The sequence below is a fragment of the Mangrovicoccus algicola genome, assembly GCF_014903745.1.
Taxonomy (GTDB): domain Bacteria; phylum Pseudomonadota; class Alphaproteobacteria; order Rhodobacterales; family Rhodobacteraceae; genus Mangrovicoccus; species Mangrovicoccus algicola.
Map to the genome: position 1 here is coordinate 1 of NZ_JACVXA010000029.1, position 20,618 is coordinate 20,618.

Here is a 20,618-nt window from a genome sequence, read left to right on the forward strand (position 1 = left end):
ATCCCGGCGGGACCGCGGGGGGCTGCCGCCCCGTGATGCGGGACGGCCTGCCGCGCGGGGCTCCGCCTTCAGGCGGTGCCGGTGGAGCCGAATCCGCCCGCCCCGCGCACCGTTTCCGAAACGGCATCGACCTCGGTGATATCGGGGCGTCGGACATCGGCGATCACCGCCTGGGCGATCCGCTCGCCATGGGCGACGGTGAAGGGCGCGCTGCCGCAATTCAGCAGCGCCACCCGCACCTCGCCGCGGTAATCCTCGTCCACGGTGCCGGGGCTGTTGGGCACCAGGATCGCCGATTTCGTCGCCAGGCCCGAGCGCGGGCGGATCTGCATCTCGGTGCGCGGCGGCAATTCCACGGCAAAGCCCGTGGGCACCAGCGCGATCTTGCCCGGCTCGATGGTGACCGGCCCGTCCGGCAGGCAGGCGCGCAGGTCCATCCCCGCCGCGCCTTCGGTGGCATAGGCCGGAAGCGGCAGGTCATTGCCCGCGAGGCGCAGGAATTTCAGCGTGTTCATGTCTGTCCCTTTCGGTTCGGTGAGGCGGTGCCGCCGCGTGAGTCGCCGCGCCGGTCCCTCCTAGCGCGTTTCGCCGCCGGGATCAGCGGGCCGATGCCGGGGCCGCGCCGGGCGAGGCGGGGGCGTGACAGATCGCCGTGACCCCGGGGCTGGACAAGCCCCCGCAGGCTTGGCACCCAGACGCCGGGGCGGGCGGCCCTTCCCGAACGAGCGGAGCGAAGCCATGAGCGAACTGATCCTGTCCAATGCGAGGCTGGTGCTGGGCGGCGAGATCGTCGAGGGCCACCTGGTGATCCGTCACGGCCGCATCGCGGCGCTGGGACAGGGACCGGCCGGGACGGCGGGGGCGCTGGATTGCGAGGGCGACCTGCTGGCGCCGGGGCTGATCGAGCTGCATACCGACAACCTGGAGCGCCATATCGCGCCGCGCCCCGGCGTCGACTGGCCGCATCATGCCGCGGTCATGGCCCATGACGCGGAACTGGCGGGCTGCGGCATCACCACCGTCTTCGACGCGGTGCGGGTCGGCACGCTCAGCTATCCCGGGCGCGATACCGGCTATCGCGACTATGCCCGCGGGCTGTGCGACGAGATCCGGGCGATGGACGATCTGGGCGCGCTGAAGATCTCGCATTTCCTGCATCTGCGCGCCGAGATCCCGACCCAGACCCTGCTGGAGGAGCTGGGCCGCTTCGGTCCCGCCGACGGCGTGCGGCTGATGAGCCTGATGGATCACACGCCGGGCCAGAGGCAATTCGCCGATCCGGCGAAATTCGAGGTCTGGACCAAGAAATACATGGGGCTCGATGCCGCGGAATTCGACCGCTACTGCCGGTTCCTCGCCGATCTGCGCGCCGAGATCGCGCCGTCCAACCTGGCGGGGGCGCTGCGCGTGGCGGGCGATCTGGGCGCGGTGCTGGCCAGCCATGACGACACCACGCCCGCGCACGTGGCCGAGTCGGCGGCGGCGGGGGTGCGGGTGGCGGAGTTCCCCACCACGATGGCGGCGGCCGAGGCCTGCGGCGACCATGGCATCGCGGTGATGATGGGCGCGCCCAACCTGATCCGCGGCGGGTCGCATTCGGGCAATGTCGCGGCGATGGACCTGGCGGCGGCGGACCGGCTGGACATCCTCAGTTCGGATTACGTGCCTGCCGCGCTCCTGCACGGGGCGGTGATGCTGGGCCGGGCCTGGGACGACATGGCGCGCGGCCTGGCGACGGTGACCGCGGCGCCGGCCCGGGCGCTGGGGCTTGCCGATCGCGGGCGGCTGGCCGAGGGGCTGCGCGGCGATGTCCTGCGGTTCCGCGTGACCGATGCCGGGATCCCGATGATCCGCGGCGTCTGGTCGGGCGGGCGGCAGGTGGCCTGACCCCGCCGCCCGGGCCGCCCCGACCGGGGCATCAGCCCATCCGCGCCACCGCCCGGTCGCAGGCCCAGCCCACGGCGCGGTGCAGCAGCAGCGTCATCACCGCCAGAACGATCAGCGCGGCGAACATCAGGTCGATCTTGGCGCGGCCATTGGCCAGCAGCATCAGGTAGCCCAGCCCCTGGCTGGCCCCCACCCATTCGCCGATGATCGCCCCGATCGGCGCATAGACCGCCGCCAGCCGCAGCCCCGAGGCCAGCGCGGGCACCGCCGCGGGCACCCGGACATGCCACAGGATGCGACGCCCGGGCGCGCCCATCACGCGGGCCAGGTCGGTCCAGCCGGGCGGGGTGCGCATCAGCCCGTCGAAGAAGGCCGAGGCCACCGGGAAATAGATGATCAGCACCGCCATCAGCACCTTGGACCACAGCCCGTAGCCCAGCCACAGCGTCAGGATCGGGGCCAGCGCAAAGACCGGCAGCGCCTGGGTCAGCACCAGCGCCGGGCGGATCAGGCTGCGCGCCAGGGGCGAGACCGCCATGGCCAGCGCCGTGGCCGCGCCTGCCAGCGCGCCGAGCGCCAGCCCCGCCAGCACCTCCGCCAGGGTGACGCCCGCGTGATGCAGGATCAGCCCGGCATTCGAGATCAGCGCCGTCGCCACCCGGGCGGGGGAGGGCAGGATGAAGGCGGGCATCGCGGCGGCCCAGACGATCCCCTGCCACAGCGCCAGCAGCGCCAGCGCAGGCAGAAGCGGACGAAGCGCACCTCTCATGGCGTCCCCCGCATCCGCGCCAGCAGCGCGCCCTGCACCTCGAGGCAGCCGGGATCGTCCACCCTGCGGATCGGCGGCGCGGCGGGCAGGGGCATCTCGGCCAGCCCGTCGCGCCCCATCAGCCAGATGCGCGACCCCAGCCGCGCGGCCTCGCCCGGATCATGGGTGACCAGCACGACGCTGCGGCCCTCCAGCATGGCGAAGGCCAGGTCCTGCATCTCGGCGCGGGTGCGCGCATCGAGCGCCGAGAAGGGTTCGTCCAGAAGCACCACGGGCCGGTCCTCCATCAGCGTGCGGGCCAGCGCCGCGCGCTGCCGCTGGCCGCCCGAAAGCTGCGCGGGCCGCTTCGCTGCATGGTCCGACAGCCCGGCCCGGCGGAGCAACCCGGCGATCGCCGCCGCGTCCGCCCCGGTGCCGCGCAGCCGGGCCCCCAGCCCGGCATTCTGCGCCACGGAAAGCCAGGGCAGAAGGTCGTCCTGCTGCGCCATCCAGGCCACCCGCCCCTCCAGCGGCGCGTCATCCGAGGCCGCGACCGTGCCGTCGAACCGCGCGCCGGTCTCCAGCCCCGCGATCAGCCGGATCAGCGTCGACTTGCCCACGCCCGAGGGGCCGAGGATGCAGGTCCAGCCGCCTGCCACCGCGCGGAAATCGAGCCCCGAAAACAGCGGGGCCTCGCCGAGGAAGGCCGTGCCCGTCACCCGGATCGCGGGCGCGCTCATGCCAGGTCCAGACCCATCTGCCAGAACCCGGCCTCCAGCCGCGTGGCCATGCGGAACCGCTCCGTCACCCGGTCCCAGCGCGGGGCGGCGGTGAAGGGCGTGCCAAGCCGCCGCGCCAGCGCGGCATCGATCATGGCGCCGACATCGCGGCAGACCGCCTGGTAGTCATCCCCCGCATAGGCGGCGATCCAGTCGGCATAGGGGGTGTCCCCGGCCTCGGCGCCCAGCCGCGCGCCGATCTCGCCATAGCCCAGCACGCAGGGCGCCAGCGCCGCCAGCAGGTCGCACAGGTCCCCCGCGATCCCGGCATCCATGACATAGCGGGTATAGGCCAGGTTCGCCGGGCTTTCCGGCGCGGCGAAAAGCCGGTCCTCGGAAATGCCCAGGCCCGCGCAGGTCTGGACATGCAGCGACATTTCCATGTTGACCAGCGCATCGACCGTGGCGGCGGCGGTGCGCATCTCCTCCATGGTCTCGGACTTGACCACGGCCAGCGCCCAGGCGCGGGCGAAATGCACGAGGAACACGTAATCCTGCACCAGGTAATGGTGGAACGCCTCGCGCGGCAGGGTGCCGTCGCGCATCCCCTCGACGAAGGGATGGCGGGCATAGGCGTCCCAATCCGCGCCGCAGGCCCGGCGCCAGGCGGCGAAGGCCCGGCCGTAATCGGGCGCGCTCATTCCGCCCCCAGGTCGACCGCCAGGTCGCTGACGGGCAGCACCTCGTCGATCAGCCCGGCCTCGTGGAGAAACGCCTCGAACCGGGCATAGCGCCCGGCATCGAGCCCCGCGGGCGTCACGGAGAACCGCGGCCAGGTATCGGCCCAGGCCTTCTCGTTCAGCTCGTCCTGCAATTCGCGCGCCGTGCCCGAGAACAGCGCCCAGCCCTCGTCGGGATGGTTGACGATATACTGCGCCGCCTTTTCGGTCGCGCCGAGGAAGCGGCGGATCATGTCGGCATCCATCGTTTCGGGATTGGCCACGTAGATCAGCTCGTCATAGGTGGGCAGCCCCTCCTCCTCGACATAGAAGCAATGGCCGGGGCGGCCCTCGATCTCCATCTGGTTCAGCTCGAAATTGCGATAGGCGCCGATCACCGCATCGACCTGGCCCGCCATCAGCGCGGGCGAGAGCGACCAGTTCACGTTGACCAGCTCGACATCCTCCAGCGTCAGCCCGGCCGTGCCGAGGATACGGCCCAGAACCGCCTCCTCGACCCCCGCGACGGAAAACCCGATCTTCTTTCCCTCCAGGTCGGCGATCTCCTCGACGGGCCCGTCCTGCAGCACCAGCAGGCAGTTCAGCGGCGTGGCGATCAGCGTGCCCACGCGTTTGAGCGGCATGCCCTCGGCCACCTGCAGATGCAACTGCGGCTGGTAGCTGACGGCCAGGTCGGCCTTGCCCGCCGCGGCCATCTTGGGCGGATCCGACGGATCGGCGGGGGCGATGATCTCGACCTCCAGCCCGGCCTCGTCGAAATAGCCCAGCTCCTGGGCGACGAGGATCGGGCCGTGATCGGGGTTCACGAACCAGTCGAGGATCAGCGTCATGCGATCTGCGGCAAGGGCGGGGCCCGCGGCCAGAATCGCGGCGGCGGTCAGCAGGTGTTTCATCTCGTCTCCTCCTCGGGGCGCCAGAGCGCGTGGAAATGGTGGGTGGGGCCGTGGCCATGGCCGACCGACAGCCGGTCGGCCGCGGCGATGGCGCCCGCGACATAGGTCTTGGCGGCGGCGAAGGCTGCGGCATCCTCCGCGCCCCCGGCCAGTTCCGCGGCCAGCGCGGCCGACAGGGTGCAGCCGGTGCCATGGGTGTTCTTCGTGTCGGTGCGCGCCCCCTCGACCCAGTGCAGGGTGCCGCCCGAGACCATCAGGTCGGGGCTTTCGGGTCCCGGCAGATGCCCGCCCTTGAGGATGACGCAGCCCGGACCGAGCGCGGCCAGCGCGCGGCCCTGCGCCTCCATCCCGGCACGGTCCGCGGCCTCGGCCCCCTCCAGCAGCACCGCCGCCTCGGGCAGGTTCGGGGTCACATGGGTGGCGACGGGCAGCAGGTGATCGCGCAAAGCCGCGACCGCGCTGCCCGGCAGGAGCGGCGCGCCGCCCTTGGCCACCATCACCGGATCCAGCACGACCGGGATCCCGGCATGGGGCGCCAGCGCGGCGGCCACCGCCTCGGCGATCTCGCCGCTGGCGATCATGCCGATCTTGACCGCATCGACGCGGATATCGGCGAAGACGGCGGCGATCTGGGCGGCGACGAATTCCGGCGGCACGGCATGGACGCCGGTGACGCCCTGCGTGTTCTGCGCGGTCAGGGCGGTCAGCGCCGCCATGCCGTAGCAGCCGCGCGCCGAGATGGCCTTCAGGTCGGCCTGGATGCCGGCGCCGCCCGAGGGATCGGATCCGGCGATGGACAGGACGTTGCGGATCATGTGTCTTTCGCCTTCTTCACGGCATGGGCCAGCACGCGCGCGGCGCGGGCCGGGTCGGGGCGGCCGCATATGGCCGAGACGACGGCGATCCCGGCCGCGCCGGCGGCGATGGCCCCGGCGGCATGGTCGCGCTTCACCCCGCCGATGGCCACGGCCGGGACCGGGGCGGCGGCGATGATCGCGGCCAGCCCGTCCAGCCCGGTGGGCGCGGCATGGCCCGGTTTCGTCGCGGTGGCAAAGACCGGGCCCGCGCCCACGTAATCCACCAGCCGGGCATCGATGGCGGCGGCGTGGTCCGGCGTCTCCACCGAGATGCCCAGGATCATGTCGGGTCCGATGCGCATCCGGGCCTCGTGGGCGGGCATGTCGCCCTGGCCCAGATGCAGCCCCTCGGCCCCGATCTCGATGGCGGCGGCGACGTTGTCATTGACGATCAGCGGCACGCCCGTCCCGGCCAGCGCCGCCTTGATCGCGCGCCCCGCCGCGATGAATTCGGCCTGTCCGGCGGTCTTGTCCCGCAGCTGCACCGCCGTCACCCCGCCGGTCACGGCGCGGGCGGCGGTCTCGGCCATGCCGATGGCTTCGCAAAGCCCGGGGTCGAGCACGAGGTAGACGGAAAGGTCGATCTCCCTCATGCCGGGCGCACCCGCTGAAGGCCCATGTCCCCCGGCGCGACGGCGGCCAGCGCGTCCAGGAAGGCGGGGACGAAGCTGCCCGGACCGGCGGCCGTCGCGGCCGCGCGTTCGCCCGCGACGGCGAAATGCATCAGCGCCGCAAGCGCCGCGTCGAAGGGTTCGGCAATCGCGGCATAGCCCCCGGCGAGCGCGGTCAGGGCGCAGCCCGTCGCGGTCACGCGCGGCATGACCGGGCTGCCCCCGGCGATCCACAGCCCGCGACTGCCGTCGGTCAGGAAGTCCTCCGCCCCGGTGACGGCGACCACGGCGCCGGTTTCGGCCGCCAAGCGGCGCGCGGCCCCGGTGGCGGCGGCGACCTCGTCCCCGGCATCCGCGCCCTTGCCGCTGCCGGAGGTGCCGCCCAGCCAGAGGATCTCGGAGGCATTGCCGCGGATGATCGCCGGGCGCCGCGCGGCCAGGTCGCGCGTGACCTGCCCGCGATAGCGGGTGGCGAAACAGGCCACGGGGTCCAGCACCCAGGGCGTGCCCGCGCCATGGGCGCCCGCGATGGCGGCTTCCATCCCGGCCACCCAATCGGGGGAAAGCGTGCCGATATTGACGGTCAGCGCGCCCGCGATCGCGGCGAAATCCCCGGATTCCTCGGCGGCATGGACCATCGCGGGCGAGGCTCCGGCCGCCAGCAGGACATTGGCGGCATAGGTCATCGCGACGTAATTGGTGATGCATTGCACCAGCGGCACGGCCGCGCGCATCCGAGACAGCGCCTCGGCCGGGGCGGTTGCCAGGGTTTCCTCCAGAGCGGTCATAGACGCCTCCCTGCCGGGTTCGGGGAGGCCCGCGCCGCGGGATCCCCGTCAGCGTCGAAGCGACTCCCTCCGCCGGCATGATCCGGTTCAGGTTCAAAGGGTGCTTCTCAGCCCCGCGCTGCGGGACGCCCCTGTCGATTTGCGGAGGCTAGGGCGTCGGCGCGGGAATGTCACCCCCGGAAATGCGGGGGGTGCCGGGGCCGGGATGGACGACCGTGACGGCCCGGCCGACGGATACGCCCTGCCAGGGCGAGACGGTCCCGTCCGGCCAGTGCACGCGCAGCTCGGCCGAGGCGGCATCGCCCAGACCGAAATGCTGCGGCCCCAGCTGCCCGCCGGCATGACCGCCCCCGATCGTGACCTCGCGGGTGACGGTCCGGCCGTCCAGGCGCAGCTCGATCTTCGCGCCGATGGCGTCGCGGTTGGGGGCCGGCTGGCGCAGGGTGACGGCAAGCCAGCCTCCGCCTTCGGTGGCATTGCGATGGACCTCCAGGGGGGCACGGCGGTTCGACACGACCAGGTCCAGCCGCCCGTCGAGATCCAGGTCGGCCAGCGCGGCGCCGCGGCTGCGCGCCGCACTGGCCACGCCCGCCGCGACCGAGACCTCGCGGAACGTGCCGTCCGGGTCCTGCCGCAGCAGCGAATTGGGGTCCTCCATCGCCATGTCGGGCATCTGGTCGACATTGCCCTTGGCGATGAAGATGTCGTCGCGCCCGTCATTGTCGACATCGCCGAATTCGACATGCCAGCCGGTGGAGGGCCGCCCGTCCGCCCCGGCATGGGGCCGGTGGGCGCTGGTGCCGCGGGCATAGGGCACATCCGCATAGGCGGGACCGTCGGCGCCCGGCACCGGTTCCTGCAGCCGCTGGTCGCCCATCGAGGTCATCATCACCTCGGGGCGGCCATCCCCCGATATGTCGCGCGAGGCGATGCCCATCCCCCAGAGCTGGAACGGGGCCCAGCCATCCGCTGGCCCGTAGAGCCGCGGCACCGGCTCCATCGCCCACATCTGCTCCTGCCCGCCGGTGACGTAGTAATGACGGTCATTGGACACCCGCAGGTCGGCGCGGCCGCCGCCCCAGTCGGAGAACAGCATGGAAAGCGCGCAGAATCCCGGGGCCAGCGGCAGGGGCGGGCCATAGCGGTCCCCCTCGGGGCGGTAGAGGAGATTGACATCGCAGGCCTCGAAGGGGCCGTCGGGATCGGCACGGTCGACATAGGACCCGAAGGCCAGCGTCGGCAGGCTCTGCCCGGGTTCCCATGTGGCGGAGAAGGCGGTGCTCCAGCGGTCGCCGCTGTCGAAGCCCAGCCCGTCATGGGGGGCAAAGCCGCAATCCGGCCCGCCCTTCAGGATCAGGTCCGGTCCCGCGCGCAGCACGACCAGGTCGGGATGGCCGTCGCCGTCGATGTCGAGCGGATAGAGCCCGGTCGCCCCGGTGACGGCCAGCGCCGCCGGGGTCTGCGCCTCGAAGCGCATCGCGCCGCGGTTCCTCAGCAGCATGACCGGGTTGGAGCCGCCGGCCGCGGCGATCTCGGGCAGGTGATCGCCGTCGCAGTCGAAGACCGCCACGCCGCCGCCGGTGAAATGTTCCCAGCCGCCGTCATAAACATGCACAGGAACCGGGACCGGGCGGAACAGGGGATCGGCCCCGGCGGGCAGGGCGAGCAGGGCGAGCAGGCACAGGAGGAGCTCAGGCCGCATCTTCGCCCAGCCCCGCCAGCGCCCGCGCGGCCAGCCCCTCGATCGCGTAGGCGGCCGCGCCGCGCGCCCACATCAGGTCGTCCCAGCGATGCACGCGGATCTCCGGCGGGGGGGCACCGGCCTGCACGGTCTGGCCTGCGACCATGGCGATGACCTTCTCGTCATAGAGGTAGTCATGCTGCGCCAGCTCGCCCGAGAGGATAATGAGCTGTGGATCGAAGATGTTGACCAGGTTGGCCAGCCCCATGGCGAAGATCCGTTCGGCCCGGGCGACGATGCTGGCGGCCATCGGATCGCCCGAACGTGCCTGCGCCAGCAGCTGGGCCATTCCCGCCTGCGGGTCGCCGGGATGCGGCCCCGGGCGCAGCGCCGCCTCGCGCAGCAGCGCGTAATCGGCGACATAGGCCTCCAGGCAGCCGCGCTGGCCGCAGCGGCACAGCGCGCCGTCGATCTGCACCTTGGTATGGCCGAATTCCGCCCCCGAGCCGCGGATGCCGCGATAGATGCGCCCGCCCAGGACGATGCCCAGCCCGACGCCCGATTCCACCGTGACCACCAGGAAATCCGCGATCCCCTTGCCCTCGCCGAAATAAAGCTCGGCCATGGCCACCAGGTTGGCGTCGTTGTCGATGAAGGAGGGCAGGCCGGTCGCCGCCTCCAGCGCGGCGCGCAGGGGGGCGTTGCGGCGCTCCAGCGCGGGCGACCAGCGCGCGATCCCGGCCTCGGCATCGACGATCCCCGCCAGCGCGGCGCCGAGCCCCGACAGCCCGGCAAGCCCGGTTCCGGCGGCCTCGGCGGCCTTGGCGGCGGCGGCGGCGATGTCGCGGGCCAGCGCCTCCGTGCCCTGCACGCGGCCCGACAGCGGCACGGTCGCCTCGCCCAGCACGCGGCCGGTGAAATCCGCCACCGCGGCGACGATGCTGCGATCGGCGATCTTGGCGCCCGCGACCAGATGCGCGGCGCCTCTGATCTGCAGCCCCACCCGGGGCCGGCCCCGGCGGGCATCGCCGCTTCCCGCCAGCGCGGTGCCTTCCTCGATCAGCCCGGCGCCCATCAGTTCCGCGGTGATGGCCGTGACGGTCGCCTGGCTCAGCCCGGTGCGGCGGGCAAGATCGACCCGGGCGACGGATCCGGCACGGCGGATTTCGCCCAGGATGGCATGGCGCCCCTGGCTGCGCTGGTCGCGGATCATCGGTCGTCCTCCCTCCGTGCAGTCTGGCCGGATTCCGCGACGGCCACCAGAATTTATTTTGCGTGGCGAATTTATTTCTGCTAGCCATGGGCAAGGCGCAGCCGGAGGGGAGTCCGGCCCGCGCCGCAAAGGGAGGACATCATGAAGACCATCAGGATCACCGCGCTTGCGGTGCTTGCCACGACCGTATGCGGCGCGGCGCTGGCCCAGGACATGACCGTCGGCGTCAGCTGGTCCAATTTCCAGGAAGAGCGCTGGAAGACCGACGAGGCGGCGATCCGGGAAGCCCTGGACGCGGCGGGCGCGGCCTATGTCTCGGCGGATGCGCAGTCGTCGTCGTCCAAGCAGCTTTCGGATATCGAGAGCCTGATCGCCCAGGGCGTCGATGCGCTGATCATCCTGGCCCAGGACAGCCAGGCGATCGGCCCGGCGGTGCAGGCGGCAGCCGACGAGGGCATCCCGGTCGTGGGCTATGACCGGCTGATCGACGATCCGCGCGCCTTCTACCTGACCTTCGACAATGTCGAGGTCGGGCGGATGCAGGCCCGCGCGGTGCTGGAGCAGGCGCCCGAGGGCAATTACGTGATGATCAAGGGCTCGCCCACCGATCCGAACGCGGACTTCCTGCGCGGCGGCCAGCAGGAGGTGCTGCAGGAGGCGATCGACGCAGGGAAAATCACCATCGTCGGCGAGGCCTATACCGATGGCTGGCTGCCCGCCAACGCGCAGCGCAACATGGAGCAGATCCTGACCGCCAGCGACAATGACGTCGATGCGGTCGTGGCGTCGAATGACGGCACCGCGGGCGGCGCGGTGGCGGCGCTGACGGCGCAGGGCATGGACGGGATCCCGGTCTCGGGGCAGGATGGCGACCATGCCGCGCTGAACCGCATCGCGCTGGGCACCCAGACGGTCAGCGTCTGGAAGGATGCGCGCGACCTGGGCAAGGCCGCGGCCGAGATCGCCGTGTCGATGGCCGGGGGCACCGAGATGTCCGGGATCGACGGCGCCGAGGCCTGGACCTCGCCGGGGGGCAACGAGCTGACGGCGAAATTCCTCACCCCGATCCCGGTGACGGCCGACAACCTGTCGGTCGTGGTCGATGCGGGCTGGATTTCGCAGGATGACCTCTGCCGCGGCGTCAGCGCCGGTCCGGCCCCCTGCAACTGAGCCACGGGGGCGGGGCCGTCCCGGTCCCGCCCGCACGCTTTCCGGGGCAGCGTCGCGGACCCGCCCTGTTCCGAATTCCGACGAGAGGGACGGCCATGGCCGAGACCACGGGCGCCAAGGCGGCGCCGAAACAGGGTTTCCTGAAATCGCTCGAGATCGACACGCGGCTGCTGGGCATGATCGGTGCCTTCATTGCCGTGTGCCTGGTCTTCAACCTGATGACCGATGGCCGGTTCCTGACCGCGCGCAACATCTTCAACCTGACGATCCAGACGGTCAGCGTGGCGATCATGGCGACCGGCATGGTCTTCGTCATCGTCACCCGCCATATCGACCTGTCGGTTGGATCGCTGCTGGCGACCTGCTCGGCGGTGATGGCGATGATGCAGACCCGCTGGCTGCCGGACATGCTGGGCCTGGAGATCGGCCATCCGCTGCTGCCCTGGGTGGCGATCCTCGCGGGGCTGCTGACCGGGGCGGCGATCGGCGCCTTCAACGGCTGGCTGGTGGGCTATCTGACCATCCCGGCCTTCATCGTGACGCTGGGCGGGCTGCTGGTCTGGCGCAACGTCGCCTGGTACATGACCAGCGGCCAGACGATCGGGCCGCTCGACCCGACCTATGTGGCCTTCGGCGGCATCAACGGCACGCTGGGCCCGGCGGCCAGCTGGATCGTCGGCCTGGGGGCCGTCGCGGCGGCGCTGATCGCGCTTTTCGCCGCGCGCCGCGCCAAGGCGGGCCATGGCCAGCCGGTCAAGCCGCTCTGGGCCGAAGCCGTGCTGGCGGGCCTGGTCGCGGCGGCGATCCTGGGCTTCGTGGCGGTGCTGAACGCCTACCAGATCCCCTCGGCGCGGCTGGAGCGGATCTTCGAGGCGCGCGGCGCGGTGATGCCCGAGGGCTACACGGCCGGCTACGGCATCCCCTATTCGGTGCTCTTGCTGATCTTCATCGCCATCGTCATGACGGTGGTGGCGACGCGCACGCGGCTGGGGCGCTATATCTTCGCGACGGGGGGCAACCCGGATGCGGCGGAACTGTCGGGGATCAACACGCGGCTGCTGACGGTCAAGATCTTCGCCATCATGGGGGCGCTCTGCGCGCTGGCGGGGATGGTCGCCTCGGCGCGGCTGGCCAATCATTCCAACGATATCGGCACGCTCGACGAATTGCGGGTGATCGCGGCGGCGGTGATCGGCGGGACGGCCCTGTCGGGCGGGATCGGCACGATCCACGGCGCGATCCTGGGCGCGCTGATCATGCAGTCGCTGCAATCGGGCATGGCGATGGTGGGGGTCGACGCGCCCTTCCAGAACATCGTCGTGGGGGCCGTCCTGGTGCTGGCGGTGCTGATCGACATCCTCTATCGCAAGCGCACGGGAGCACGGTGATGAGCGTGGACCGCACGGGAACCCCGCTGGTGGAGATGAAGGACATCTGCATCAGCTTCGGCGGCGTCCATGCCGTCGATCATGTCAGCGTCGATCTGTGGCCCGGCGAGGTGGTCGGGCTGCTCGGTCACAATGGCGCGGGCAAGTCGACGCTGATCAAAATCCTCTCGGGCGCCTATCGCGCCGACCAGGGCGAGATCCGCGTGAATGGCGAGGCGGCGCATATCCACAACCCCCGCGACGCGCGGCGCTACAATATCGAGACGATCTACCAGACCCTGGCGCTGGCCGACAACCTGAACGCCTCGGCCAACCTGTTCCTGGGGCGCGAGCTGGTGACGGCGACGGGGCTGGTCGACGATGCGCGGATGGAGGCGGAAACCGCGAAGATCATGGCGCGGCTGAACCCGAATTTCCGCAAGTTCCGCGACCCGGTCAGCGCGCTGTCGGGCGGGCAGCGGCAGTCGGTGGCGATCGCGCGGGCGGTCTATTTCAATGCCCGCATCCTGATCATGGACGAGCCCACCGCCGCGCTGGGGCCGCACGAGACCCAGATGGTGTCCGAACTGATCGAGGAGCTGAAGCGCCAGGGGATCGGCATCTTCCTGATCAGCCACGACATCCATGACGTGATGAAGCTGTGCGACCGGGCCAGCGTGATGAAGAACGGCCAGCTGGTCGGCACGGTGGATGTCGCCAAGGTGACGGATGACGACCTGCTGGGCATGATCATCCTGGGCAAGCACCCGGGGCAGCACGCGGCGGCATGAGCGGCCGAGGCGGGGGGGAACCGAGGGTTCCCCCCTGACCCCCCTCCTGCCGCCGGCGGTCGACCTTCCGGTCCCGGTCGGGTAGGGCGGGGCGAAGCCGGACGGAGGATGCCCATGACCACGCTTTACATCGATGCCGATGCCTGCCCGGTGAAGGCCGAGGCCGAACGCGTGGCGACGCGGCTGAAGGTGCCGATGGTGCTGGTCTGCAATGGCGGGCTGCGCCCGTCGCAGAATCCGCTGGTGGAGCTGGTGATCGTGCCGGAAGGCCCGGACGTGGCCGATCAATGGATCGCCGATCGCTGCGGGGCGGGGGATGTCGTGGTGACCGCGGATCTGGTGCTGGCGGATCGCTGCATCAAGGCCGGCGCGCAGGTCATCCAGCATGACGGCGAGGTGCTGTCGGCCGCCAATATCGGCGGGCGGCTGGCGACGCGCGACCTGATGGCGGACCTGCGGGCGGCCGATCCGTTCCGGCAGGGCAGCGGCAAGGGCTTCGGCAAGGCCGAGCGCGCGCGGTTCCTGCAGGGGCTCGACAGGGTGATGGCGCAGGCGCTGCGCGCGGCCCGCTGAAACGCGGAAGGGCGGCCCCGCAAGGCCGCCCCCGGTTCAGGACTGTTCCGGAGATCAGTTCTTCGACTTGTCGACCATCTTGCCGGCCGAGATCCACGGCATCATGCCGCGCAGCTTGGCGCCGGTTTCCTCGATCAGGTGCTCGTCATTGGCACGGCGCGAGGCCTTGATGGTCGGCTGGCCGACAGCGTTTTCCAGCATGAAGTCGCGGACGAACTTGCCCTGCTGGATGTCGGTCAGCACCTCTTTCATCGCCTTCTTGGTCTGCTCGTAGGGCAGGATCCGCGGGCCGGTGACGTACTGGCCGTATTCGGCGGTGTTGGAGATCGAGTAATCCATGTTGGCGATGCCGCCTTCATAGATCAGGTCGACGATCAGCTTCACCTCGTGGAGGCACTCGAAATAGGCCATCTCGGGGGCATAGCCCGCCTCGACCAGGGTCTCGAAGCCGCAGCGGATCAGCTCGACGAGGCCGCCGCACAGGACCGCCTGCTCGCCGAAGAGGTCGGTTTCGCATTCCTCGCGGAAGTTGGTCTCGATGATGCCCGAGCGGCCGCCGCCGATGGCGGAGCAGTAGGACAGGCCGATTTCCAGCGCGCGGCCGGTGGCGTTCTGGTTCACGGCCACCAGGCAGGGCACGCCGCCGCCCTTGACGTATTCGCCGCGCACGGTGTGGCCCGGGCCCTTCGGCGCCATCATGATGACATCCACGCCCGGCTTCGGCTCGATCAGGCCGAAATGCACGTTCAGGCCGTGGGCGAAGGCGATGGCGGCGCCTTCCTTCAGGTTGTCATGGACGTATTTCTTGTAGGTCTCGGCCTGCAGCTCGTCGGGCATGGTGAACATGATCACGTCGCACCATGCGGCGGCTTCGGCGATGCCCATGACCTTCAGGCCTTCGGCTTCGGCCTTCTTCGCCGAGGGGGAGCCTTCGCGCAGGGCGACGACGACATTCTTTGCACCGGAGTCGCGCAGGTTCAGCGCGTGGGCATGGCCCTGGGAGCCGTAGCCCAGGATGGCCACGTTCAGGTCCTTGATCAGGTTCACATCGCAGTCGCGATCGTAATAGACGCGCATCGGTATTCCTCCGGTTTGTCGCTTGTCACGTGTCGGGGCAGAATAGTCATTGCGGCGGCATGTGGGATGCAATCGACGCAGGCGCACATATTTCTTTGGCGCTTTCATTCGCCTTGATCGTGAAATATGAGGAAATCATGCAGACGGATGACACCGACCGGCGGCTGTTGCGCCAGCTTCAGGCCGCCCCCGACCTGGCGATTGCCGAACTGGCGGATCGCGCCAATGTCTCCGCCGCCACCGCGCGGCGCAGGCTGGAGCGGATGCGCGCGGCGGGGCTGTTGCGCGGGCCGCGGGCGGTGATCGACTGGGAGGCGCTGGGGTACCGGGTGGAGGTGTCGTTGCGCATCGCCATCGACAAGACCGTGCCCGGCGCCTTCGACCTTTTCCTCGACGAGGCGCGCAAGATCCCCGAAGTGACCGAGATCCAGACCTTCCTGGGCCGGGTGGACCTGCGGCTGTCGGTCAGGGCGCGGGACATGGCGGATTACCAGCGGCTCTATCGCGACCGCATCCTCGCGCTGCCGCACATGGCGGATATCGAGGCGCTGGTGCGGGTCGCCACGGTGTTCGAACGCGAAAGCCTGCCGCTGTGACCGAGCTGGACGAGACCGACCGGCGGATCCTGCGGGCGCTTGCCGAGGATGCGACCGAGGGGGCCGGGGCGCTGGGGCGGCGGCTGGGGCTGAGCCAGCCCGCCGCCTGGCGGCGCATCCGGCGGCTGGAAGAGGCCGGGGTGATCGCCGGGCGGGCGATCGACCTGGACCGCGAGGCGCTGGGATTCGGGGTCACGGTCTTCCTGGGCATCAAGCTGGCGGCGCGCGGTCGCGAGGGACTGGACGCCTTCGAGCGGGGCATCTCGGCCATCCCCGAGGTGCAGGCCGTGCATCACGTCCTGGGCCGGTTCGACTACCGGCTGATCGTGGTGGCGCGCGACCTGCCGGATTTCGAACGGGTGCTGCGGCGGCGGATCATGGTGCTGCCCTCGGTGGGCGAGGTGGAGGCCAATGTGCTGCTCAGCCAGGAACGGCGGCCCGGCCCGCTCTGAGCGCGCCGAGCGCGGCCAGGCCGCCGAGGGCCAGCCACAGCGCGCCGGGCAGCGGCACGTAGCTGACCGTCCAGCTGCCGGGGTCTGCCGTGTAATAGGCGTCGCCGACGATGATCTCGTCACCGGCCGGGGTGCTGAGATAGTCGGGCGGGCCGTCGAGCGCGGAGACATACCAGTCGGTCAGCGCCCCCGCCGCCGAGAAGGTGAATCTGGCATGGGTCTCGACCGTGGGCAGCACCGGCACGGAATAGCTCCAGGACAGGATGCCCATGGCGTAAATCTCGGCCGGAGTGGTCATGAATGTGGTGTCGATGCTGATCGTGCCGCCCGTATAGCCGCCGGTGATGGCGGTGTCTAAGACGATCGCGCCGGAGAGCGGCGCAGGGTCGTACACCTCCGCCCCGGGAAAAAAGGGATGACCGGTGAACGCGGCGCCCTGGTAGGTCAGGGTCAGGGTTCCGGCCCGGGTGGCGGGCGCGGCGGCGCTCAGCAGCGGGACGAGAACGAGGATGGTCGCGATCCGGGACATGGGCATCTCCTTGCAGGCTTGGGCACCACAAGTATTGCACATATTGAATATGATTGCGCCGACTTTCCGGGCCGCCCTCGCGGCGGGCCCGCCGGCCGCCTCAGCGCCCTCCGGCGCCCAGCCCCGCGCGCATCATGATCCGCCGCACGGGCGAGATCCCGTAGATCAGCCCCAGTCCCGCCTTGCGCAGGTCGCGCAGCGGCTGGGGCGCCATCATCGACATGCGGTTCAGGAGGTCCACGCCGAAGGCGCGGGCCGCGACCTCGCTGCGCCGCGCGCGGGCATAGCGCCCCAGAAGGGCCGCATCGCCCAGCCGCGCGGGATCATCGCCGAAAAGCTCCAGCAGCATCGACAGATCGGCAAGGCTCATGTTCAGCCCCTGCGCGCCGATCGGGGGCACGACATGGGCGGCCTCGGCCATCAGCGCCGTGCGCTGCCCGGCGAAGCGGTCCGCCAGCATCGCCATCATCGGCCAGGTGCTGCGTTCCGTCACTAGTTCCAGCGACCCGTACAGCCCGCAGCTGCGCGCGGTCGCCTCGGCGCCGAAGGCGTCCGGGTCCAGCGCGGCCAGGCGGTCGGCCTCGGCATTGCGTTCCATCCAGACGACGGCCGAGCGGGGGCGCCCGTCCGCGTCCGGCAGCGGCACCAGCGTGAAGGGCCCGCCGGATCGGTGGATCTCTGTGGAGACATTGTCATGGGGACGCTCGTGCCGCACGGCGAAGGCCAGCGCCTTCTGGTCATAGCGGATGCGGCGCGTGCCGATCCCCAGCGCCTCGCGCACCCGGCTGTTGCGCCCGTCGGCGCCGATGGCCATGCGCGCCGCGACCATGCGCCCGTCATCGAGCCGTGCCACCACCTCGGCCTCGCGCGGCACGAGGTCGGCCAGGGCGGTGCCGGGGCGGAACTCGACCCCGGGCAGCTCTGCCAGCCGCGCCGCCAGTTCGCGCCGGATCAGCCAGTTGGGCAGGTTCCAGCCGAAGGGTGCATCCCCCAGATCGGCGGAATCGAAATCGCGCGCCAGACGCGGCGCGATCTCGGCGCCCCCGGCATCGACGATCCGCATCACCTTCAGCGCCGCGGCCTCGGGGGCGAGCCTGTGCCACAGCCCCGCGGCCTCCAGCAGCCGCTGTCCGGGCTGCAGGATCGCGGTGGTGCGCCAGTCGGCGCCGGCCGCGGCGCCCTCGGTGACGGGGGGGGCCGGGTCGATGCACAGCACGCGCAATCCGCGCGCGCCGAAGGCGGCGGCCGCGGTCAGCCCGGCCAGACCGCCTCCGGCGATGATGATGTCGTGATCCTGTCTGGTCATGCCCATGCCGCGCCCTCCGGTTGTTCCGCTATCTAGCGGCACGGCGCGCCGGGGCCAGAGGTCGTTTCGTCACCCGCGCGAAATCAGCACGAGCAGGACGAACATGACGGCCGTCATGAAGAGCGCGGGCAGGATCAGCCCGGGCAGGCCGAAAAGCAGGATGCAGCAGCCCCAGAACGCCACCCAGGCCACCAGCGCCCAGGTGATGTTGGCGCTGTCGGCCTCGATGTCGCGCGCCACCCAGCCGATCACCGGAATGGCATGGAAGATGCGGCGCCAGCGGGACGGCGCGGCAGGGGATGGGGGGGCGGAAGGATCTTGCATGGCGGCGCCTCGGGTTGCATCGTCGCATCTGCGGTTCTGTATTCCAGATGCGGGCGGCGCGGCCCAGATGTTTTTGCCGCGAATGCCGGATTTGCCCCTGGCGGGCGCCGCTTTCCCCGCTTGCATCCCGCTGCATACCGTTGCAGGCTCCGCCCATGTGTGCACAGCAAACGAACAAGGACGCCTATTCGCTGATCCTCGAGGCGATAGATGCGGGCAGTTACAGCCCCGGCGACCGGCTGGTGGAAAGCGAGCTTGCCGAAAGGTTCGGTGTCTCCAGGACGCCGATCCGCGAGGCCTTGCAGCGGCTGGAGACGCAGTCCCTGCTGTCGCGCGACGGGCGCAGCCTGATCGTCGCCTCGCTGGATCACAACCAGATGGCCGAGCTTTACGTCGTGCGCACCGAGCTGGAGGGGCTGGCCGCGAGGCTGGCCGCCCAGCACGCCACGCCCGAGGAAGTCAGCCTGCTGCGGTCGATGGTCGAGGAGGATCGCGTCCTTCTGGAGGATCCGCAGGCCCTGGCGCGGGCCAACCGGCGGTTCCACAAGCAGATCCACCTGGCGTCGCATAACCGCTATCTCGTGCAGCAGCTGGATCTGGTGCATCGCTCCATGGCGCTTCTGGCCTCGACCTCGCTGGCGGCGGAGGGGCGGGGCGACCGCGCGCTGGCCGAACATGACCGGATCGTGGCCTGCATCGAGACCCATGACGGGGATGGCGCCTATCTGGCGCTGAAGGACCATATCTCGAAGGCTTTCGAGACGCGGCTGCGGCTGGATTCGGAGAAAGCCGAGCTTTAGGCGCGGGCGCTGCCCGACACGGCTAGGCGCAGGCGATGCGCCGTGGCAAAGCTGGGCCATGAAGATCATATTCTCGCATCAGAACTTTCCCGCCCAGTTCGGCCATTTCGGCGCCTATCTGGCGCGCTGCGGCTGGGACGTGACATTCTTCACCGCCGCGCGCGACGCGACCCCGCCGGAAGGCTGCCGCATGCTGCGGATGGGGGCGCATCGCGACCCCTCGGCGCAGACCCACCGTTATCTGCGGGGGCTGGAGTCCGCGGTGCTGAATGCCCAGGGCTTCGCCAATGCGGCCATGCGGGCGCGCGACCGCATCCCGGCGCCCGATATCGTCGTCGCCCATTCCGGATGGGGGTCCGGCAGCTTTGCCAAGGCGGTCTGGCCGGAGACGAAATTCGTCAGCTACGCGGAATGGTACTATCGCTGGCCGCCGCGCGACACGGGGCGGCCGGCTGCCGCAGAGGGGGCCGAGGACAGCCGGGCCCATGCGATGGCGCGCAATCTTCCGATGCTGCTGGATTTCGACCAGGCCGACCGGATCTGGTGTCCGACGCAGTTCCAGGCCGACCAGTTCCCGGCGACGCATCGCGCGCGCATGACCGTGCGCCATGACGGTGTCGATTGCGAGACCTTCGCCCCGGGCCCGGCCCGGATCGAGGGCGTGCCCGAGGGCGCGGAAGTCGTGACCTATGCCACTCGCGGGATGGAGCCGCATCGCGGGTTCCCGGAATTCATGCGGGCTCTGGCGGTGCTGCAGAAGACGCGGCCGCGCCTGCATGCGGTGATTGCCGGGCAGGACCGCGTCGCCTATGGCGAGAAGCTGCCCGATGGCGAAAGCTGGAAGGCGCGGATGCTGGCGGAGCTGGACCTGGACCTGTCGCGCGTGCATTTCGCCGGGCTGCTGCCGCATGGCCGCTATCGTGCCTTGCTGCAGGCCTCCCAGGCACATGTCTACCTGACGGTTCCCTTCGTGCTGAGCTGGTCGATGATCGAGGCGATGGCCGCGGGCTGTCCGCTGGTCGTTTCGGACAGCCCGCCGGTGCGCGAGGTCATCCCCGATGACAGCATGGCGGAAATCGTGCCGTCCGGCGACGCGGAGGCGGTGGCCGTGGCGGTCGCGCGGCTGCTGGACGACCCGCAGACGGCGCGGCGCAAGGGCGAGGCCGCGCGGCGCCGGGCGCTTGCCGGATACGATCGCCGCTGGATCTGGCCTGCGCGCGCGCAGGAGCTGGCGGAGCTATGCCGCGGCGGCAGCGGCTGAGACCGGTTGCAGGCGCATCGGAGAAGCTCGGCGAAAATGATGCCGCCGGTCGCGCCCGGTGCGGCTCATGCAGGAAGGAAGGAAACCTGCGGCGCATCTGGACGGGCCGGGGGCCGCGTTTCGTGAATGTGAATCGCCGGGATGATCGCGGGATCGGACAGAAAGTGGCCGCGGCTTGAACAGCCACGGCCACGAAGGGTTTTACCCGTGTTCCGCCATCCCGGAGGCAGACGGC

At 70.7% G+C, this 20,618-nt stretch carries 23 protein-coding genes and 1 riboswitch; of the genes, 9 read left to right on the top strand and 14 right to left on the bottom strand.

Annotated elements, in window-relative coordinates; all coding sequences use genetic code 11:
* Positions 1-68: 68 nt before the first annotated feature.
* Positions 69-515, bottom strand: a complete 447-nt coding sequence (dut, locus tag ICN82_RS10570) for a dUTP diphosphatase (protein ID WP_193182478.1) — start codon at positions 513-515, stop codon at positions 69-71.
* Between the two features lie 223 nt (positions 516-738).
* Here dut and ICN82_RS10575 point away from each other — a divergent pair, with 223 nt between their 5' ends.
* Positions 739-1,887, top strand: coding sequence for an alpha-D-ribose 1-methylphosphonate 5-triphosphate diphosphatase (locus tag ICN82_RS10575; RefSeq protein ID WP_193182480.1), 1,149 nt, complete (start codon positions 739-741; stop codon positions 1,885-1,887).
* 31 nt (positions 1,888-1,918) lie between these two features.
* Here the strand turns inward: ICN82_RS10575 and ICN82_RS10580 are convergent, their stop codons facing one another.
* The 9 genes from ICN82_RS10580 to ICN82_RS10620 form a co-directional block, all read right to left on the bottom strand.
* The gene (locus ICN82_RS10580) at positions 1,919-2,656 is read right to left on the bottom strand and encodes an ABC transporter permease (RefSeq protein WP_193182483.1); all 738 of its coding nucleotides are present in this window, start codon (positions 2,654-2,656) and stop codon (positions 1,919-1,921) included.
* Entirely contained in the window at positions 2,653-3,375 is a 723-nt protein-coding gene (locus tag ICN82_RS10585; RefSeq protein ID WP_193182485.1) for an ABC transporter ATP-binding protein, read from the bottom strand. Before ICN82_RS10585 ends, ICN82_RS10580 begins: the two co-directional genes overlap by 4 nt.
* Positions 3,372-4,055 carry a thiaminase II gene (tenA, locus tag ICN82_RS10590; protein ID WP_193182486.1) on the bottom strand — a complete coding sequence of 228 codons (684 nt, stop codon included), beginning with the start codon at positions 4,053-4,055 and terminating at the stop codon, positions 3,372-3,374. Before tenA ends, ICN82_RS10585 begins: the two co-directional genes overlap by 4 nt.
* Complete coding sequence (locus tag ICN82_RS10595) at positions 4,052-4,987, bottom strand: ABC transporter substrate-binding protein (RefSeq protein ID WP_193182489.1); 936 nt, start codon at positions 4,985-4,987, stop codon at positions 4,052-4,054. Before ICN82_RS10595 ends, tenA begins: the two co-directional genes overlap by 4 nt.
* Positions 4,984-5,802 carry a bifunctional hydroxymethylpyrimidine kinase/phosphomethylpyrimidine kinase gene (gene thiD / locus ICN82_RS10600; protein ID WP_193182491.1) on the bottom strand — a complete coding sequence of 273 codons (819 nt, stop codon included), beginning with the start codon at positions 5,800-5,802 and terminating at the stop codon, positions 4,984-4,986. Before thiD ends, ICN82_RS10595 begins: the two co-directional genes overlap by 4 nt.
* The gene (gene thiE / locus ICN82_RS10605) at positions 5,799-6,428 is read right to left on the bottom strand and encodes a thiamine phosphate synthase (protein WP_407943757.1); all 630 of its coding nucleotides are present in this window, start codon (positions 6,426-6,428) and stop codon (positions 5,799-5,801) included. Before thiE ends, thiD begins: the two co-directional genes overlap by 4 nt.
* Before the next feature lie 5 nt (positions 6,429-6,433).
* The gene (thiM, locus tag ICN82_RS10610; protein WP_193182495.1) at positions 6,434-7,243 is read right to left on the bottom strand and encodes a hydroxyethylthiazole kinase; all 810 of its coding nucleotides are present in this window, start codon (positions 7,241-7,243) and stop codon (positions 6,434-6,436) included.
* A 47-nt stretch (positions 7,244-7,290) separates the two neighbouring features.
* A riboswitch (TPP riboswitch) is annotated at positions 7,291-7,386 on the bottom strand.
* Positions 7,387-7,391: 5 nt separating this feature from the next.
* Complete coding sequence (locus tag ICN82_RS10615; RefSeq protein WP_193182497.1) at positions 7,392-8,945, bottom strand: CRTAC1 family protein; 1,554 nt, start codon at positions 8,943-8,945, stop codon at positions 7,392-7,394.
* Positions 8,935-10,137: an ROK family transcriptional regulator gene (locus tag ICN82_RS10620; RefSeq protein WP_193182499.1), complete on the bottom strand. Its 1,203-nt coding sequence runs from the start codon at positions 10,135-10,137 to the stop codon at positions 8,935-8,937. Before ICN82_RS10620 ends, ICN82_RS10615 begins: the two co-directional genes overlap by 11 nt.
* A gap of 141 nt (positions 10,138-10,278) precedes the next feature.
* Between ICN82_RS10620 and xylF the strand changes: the two genes are divergently transcribed.
* From xylF to ICN82_RS10640, 4 genes are all read left to right on the top strand, one after another.
* Complete coding sequence (gene xylF / locus ICN82_RS10625) at positions 10,279-11,307, top strand: D-xylose ABC transporter substrate-binding protein (RefSeq protein ID WP_193182501.1); 1,029 nt, start codon at positions 10,279-10,281, stop codon at positions 11,305-11,307.
* A gap of 95 nt (positions 11,308-11,402) precedes the next feature.
* Positions 11,403-12,695 carry a sugar ABC transporter permease gene (locus tag ICN82_RS10630; protein WP_193182503.1) on the top strand — a complete coding sequence of 431 codons (1,293 nt, stop codon included), beginning with the start codon at positions 11,403-11,405 and terminating at the stop codon, positions 12,693-12,695.
* Positions 12,695-13,465 carry an ATP-binding cassette domain-containing protein gene (locus ICN82_RS10635; protein WP_193182505.1) on the top strand — a complete coding sequence of 257 codons (771 nt, stop codon included), beginning with the start codon at positions 12,695-12,697 and terminating at the stop codon, positions 13,463-13,465. Before ICN82_RS10630 ends, ICN82_RS10635 begins: the two co-directional genes overlap by 1 nt.
* A 114-nt stretch (positions 13,466-13,579) precedes the next feature.
* Positions 13,580-14,038 carry a YaiI/YqxD family protein gene (locus ICN82_RS10640; RefSeq protein ID WP_193182507.1) on the top strand — a complete coding sequence of 153 codons (459 nt, stop codon included), beginning with the start codon at positions 13,580-13,582 and terminating at the stop codon, positions 14,036-14,038.
* Between the two features lie 54 nt (positions 14,039-14,092).
* Here the strand turns inward: ICN82_RS10640 and ilvC are convergent, their stop codons facing one another.
* A complete protein-coding gene (gene ilvC, locus ICN82_RS10645; protein WP_193182509.1) occupies positions 14,093-15,115 on the bottom strand; it encodes a ketol-acid reductoisomerase in 1,023 nt (340 codons plus the stop codon).
* 137 nt (positions 15,116-15,252) lie between these two features.
* On the opposite strand from ilvC, the gene ICN82_RS10650 reads away from it, so the two are divergent.
* Positions 15,253-15,711 (top strand): Lrp/AsnC family transcriptional regulator, encoded by a 459-nt coding sequence (locus ICN82_RS10650; RefSeq protein WP_193182511.1) that lies wholly within the window; start codon positions 15,253-15,255, stop codon positions 15,709-15,711.
* Positions 15,708-16,163, top strand: a complete 456-nt coding sequence (locus ICN82_RS10655; protein WP_193182513.1) for an Lrp/AsnC family transcriptional regulator — start codon at positions 15,708-15,710, stop codon at positions 16,161-16,163. The genes ICN82_RS10650 and ICN82_RS10655 overlap by 4 nt, the downstream gene beginning before the upstream one ends.
* Here ICN82_RS10655 and ICN82_RS10660 read toward each other — a convergent pair.
* From ICN82_RS10660 to ICN82_RS10670, 3 genes are all read right to left on the bottom strand, one after another.
* Positions 16,132-16,692 (bottom strand): hypothetical protein, encoded by a 561-nt coding sequence (locus ICN82_RS10660; protein ID WP_193182515.1) that lies wholly within the window; start codon positions 16,690-16,692, stop codon positions 16,132-16,134. The two genes, ICN82_RS10655 and ICN82_RS10660, sit on opposite strands and share 32 nt — an antisense overlap.
* A 100-nt stretch (positions 16,693-16,792) precedes the next feature.
* A complete protein-coding gene (locus tag ICN82_RS10665) occupies positions 16,793-17,998 on the bottom strand; it encodes a UbiH/UbiF family hydroxylase (protein ID WP_193182534.1) in 1,206 nt (401 codons plus the stop codon).
* 69 nt (positions 17,999-18,067) lie between these two features.
* Positions 18,068-18,322, bottom strand: a complete 255-nt coding sequence (locus ICN82_RS10670) for a hypothetical protein (protein WP_193182517.1) — start codon at positions 18,320-18,322, stop codon at positions 18,068-18,070.
* A 155-nt stretch (positions 18,323-18,477) separates the two neighbouring features.
* Here ICN82_RS10670 and ICN82_RS10675 point away from each other — a divergent pair, with 155 nt between their 5' ends.
* Positions 18,478-19,122, top strand: coding sequence for a GntR family transcriptional regulator (locus ICN82_RS10675; RefSeq protein ID WP_193182519.1), 645 nt, complete (start codon positions 18,478-18,480; stop codon positions 19,120-19,122).
* A gap of 58 nt (positions 19,123-19,180) precedes the next feature.
* Positions 19,181-20,383 (top strand): glycosyltransferase, encoded by a 1,203-nt coding sequence (locus ICN82_RS10680; protein WP_193182521.1) that lies wholly within the window; start codon positions 19,181-19,183, stop codon positions 20,381-20,383.
* Positions 20,384-20,618 lie beyond the last annotated feature (235 nt).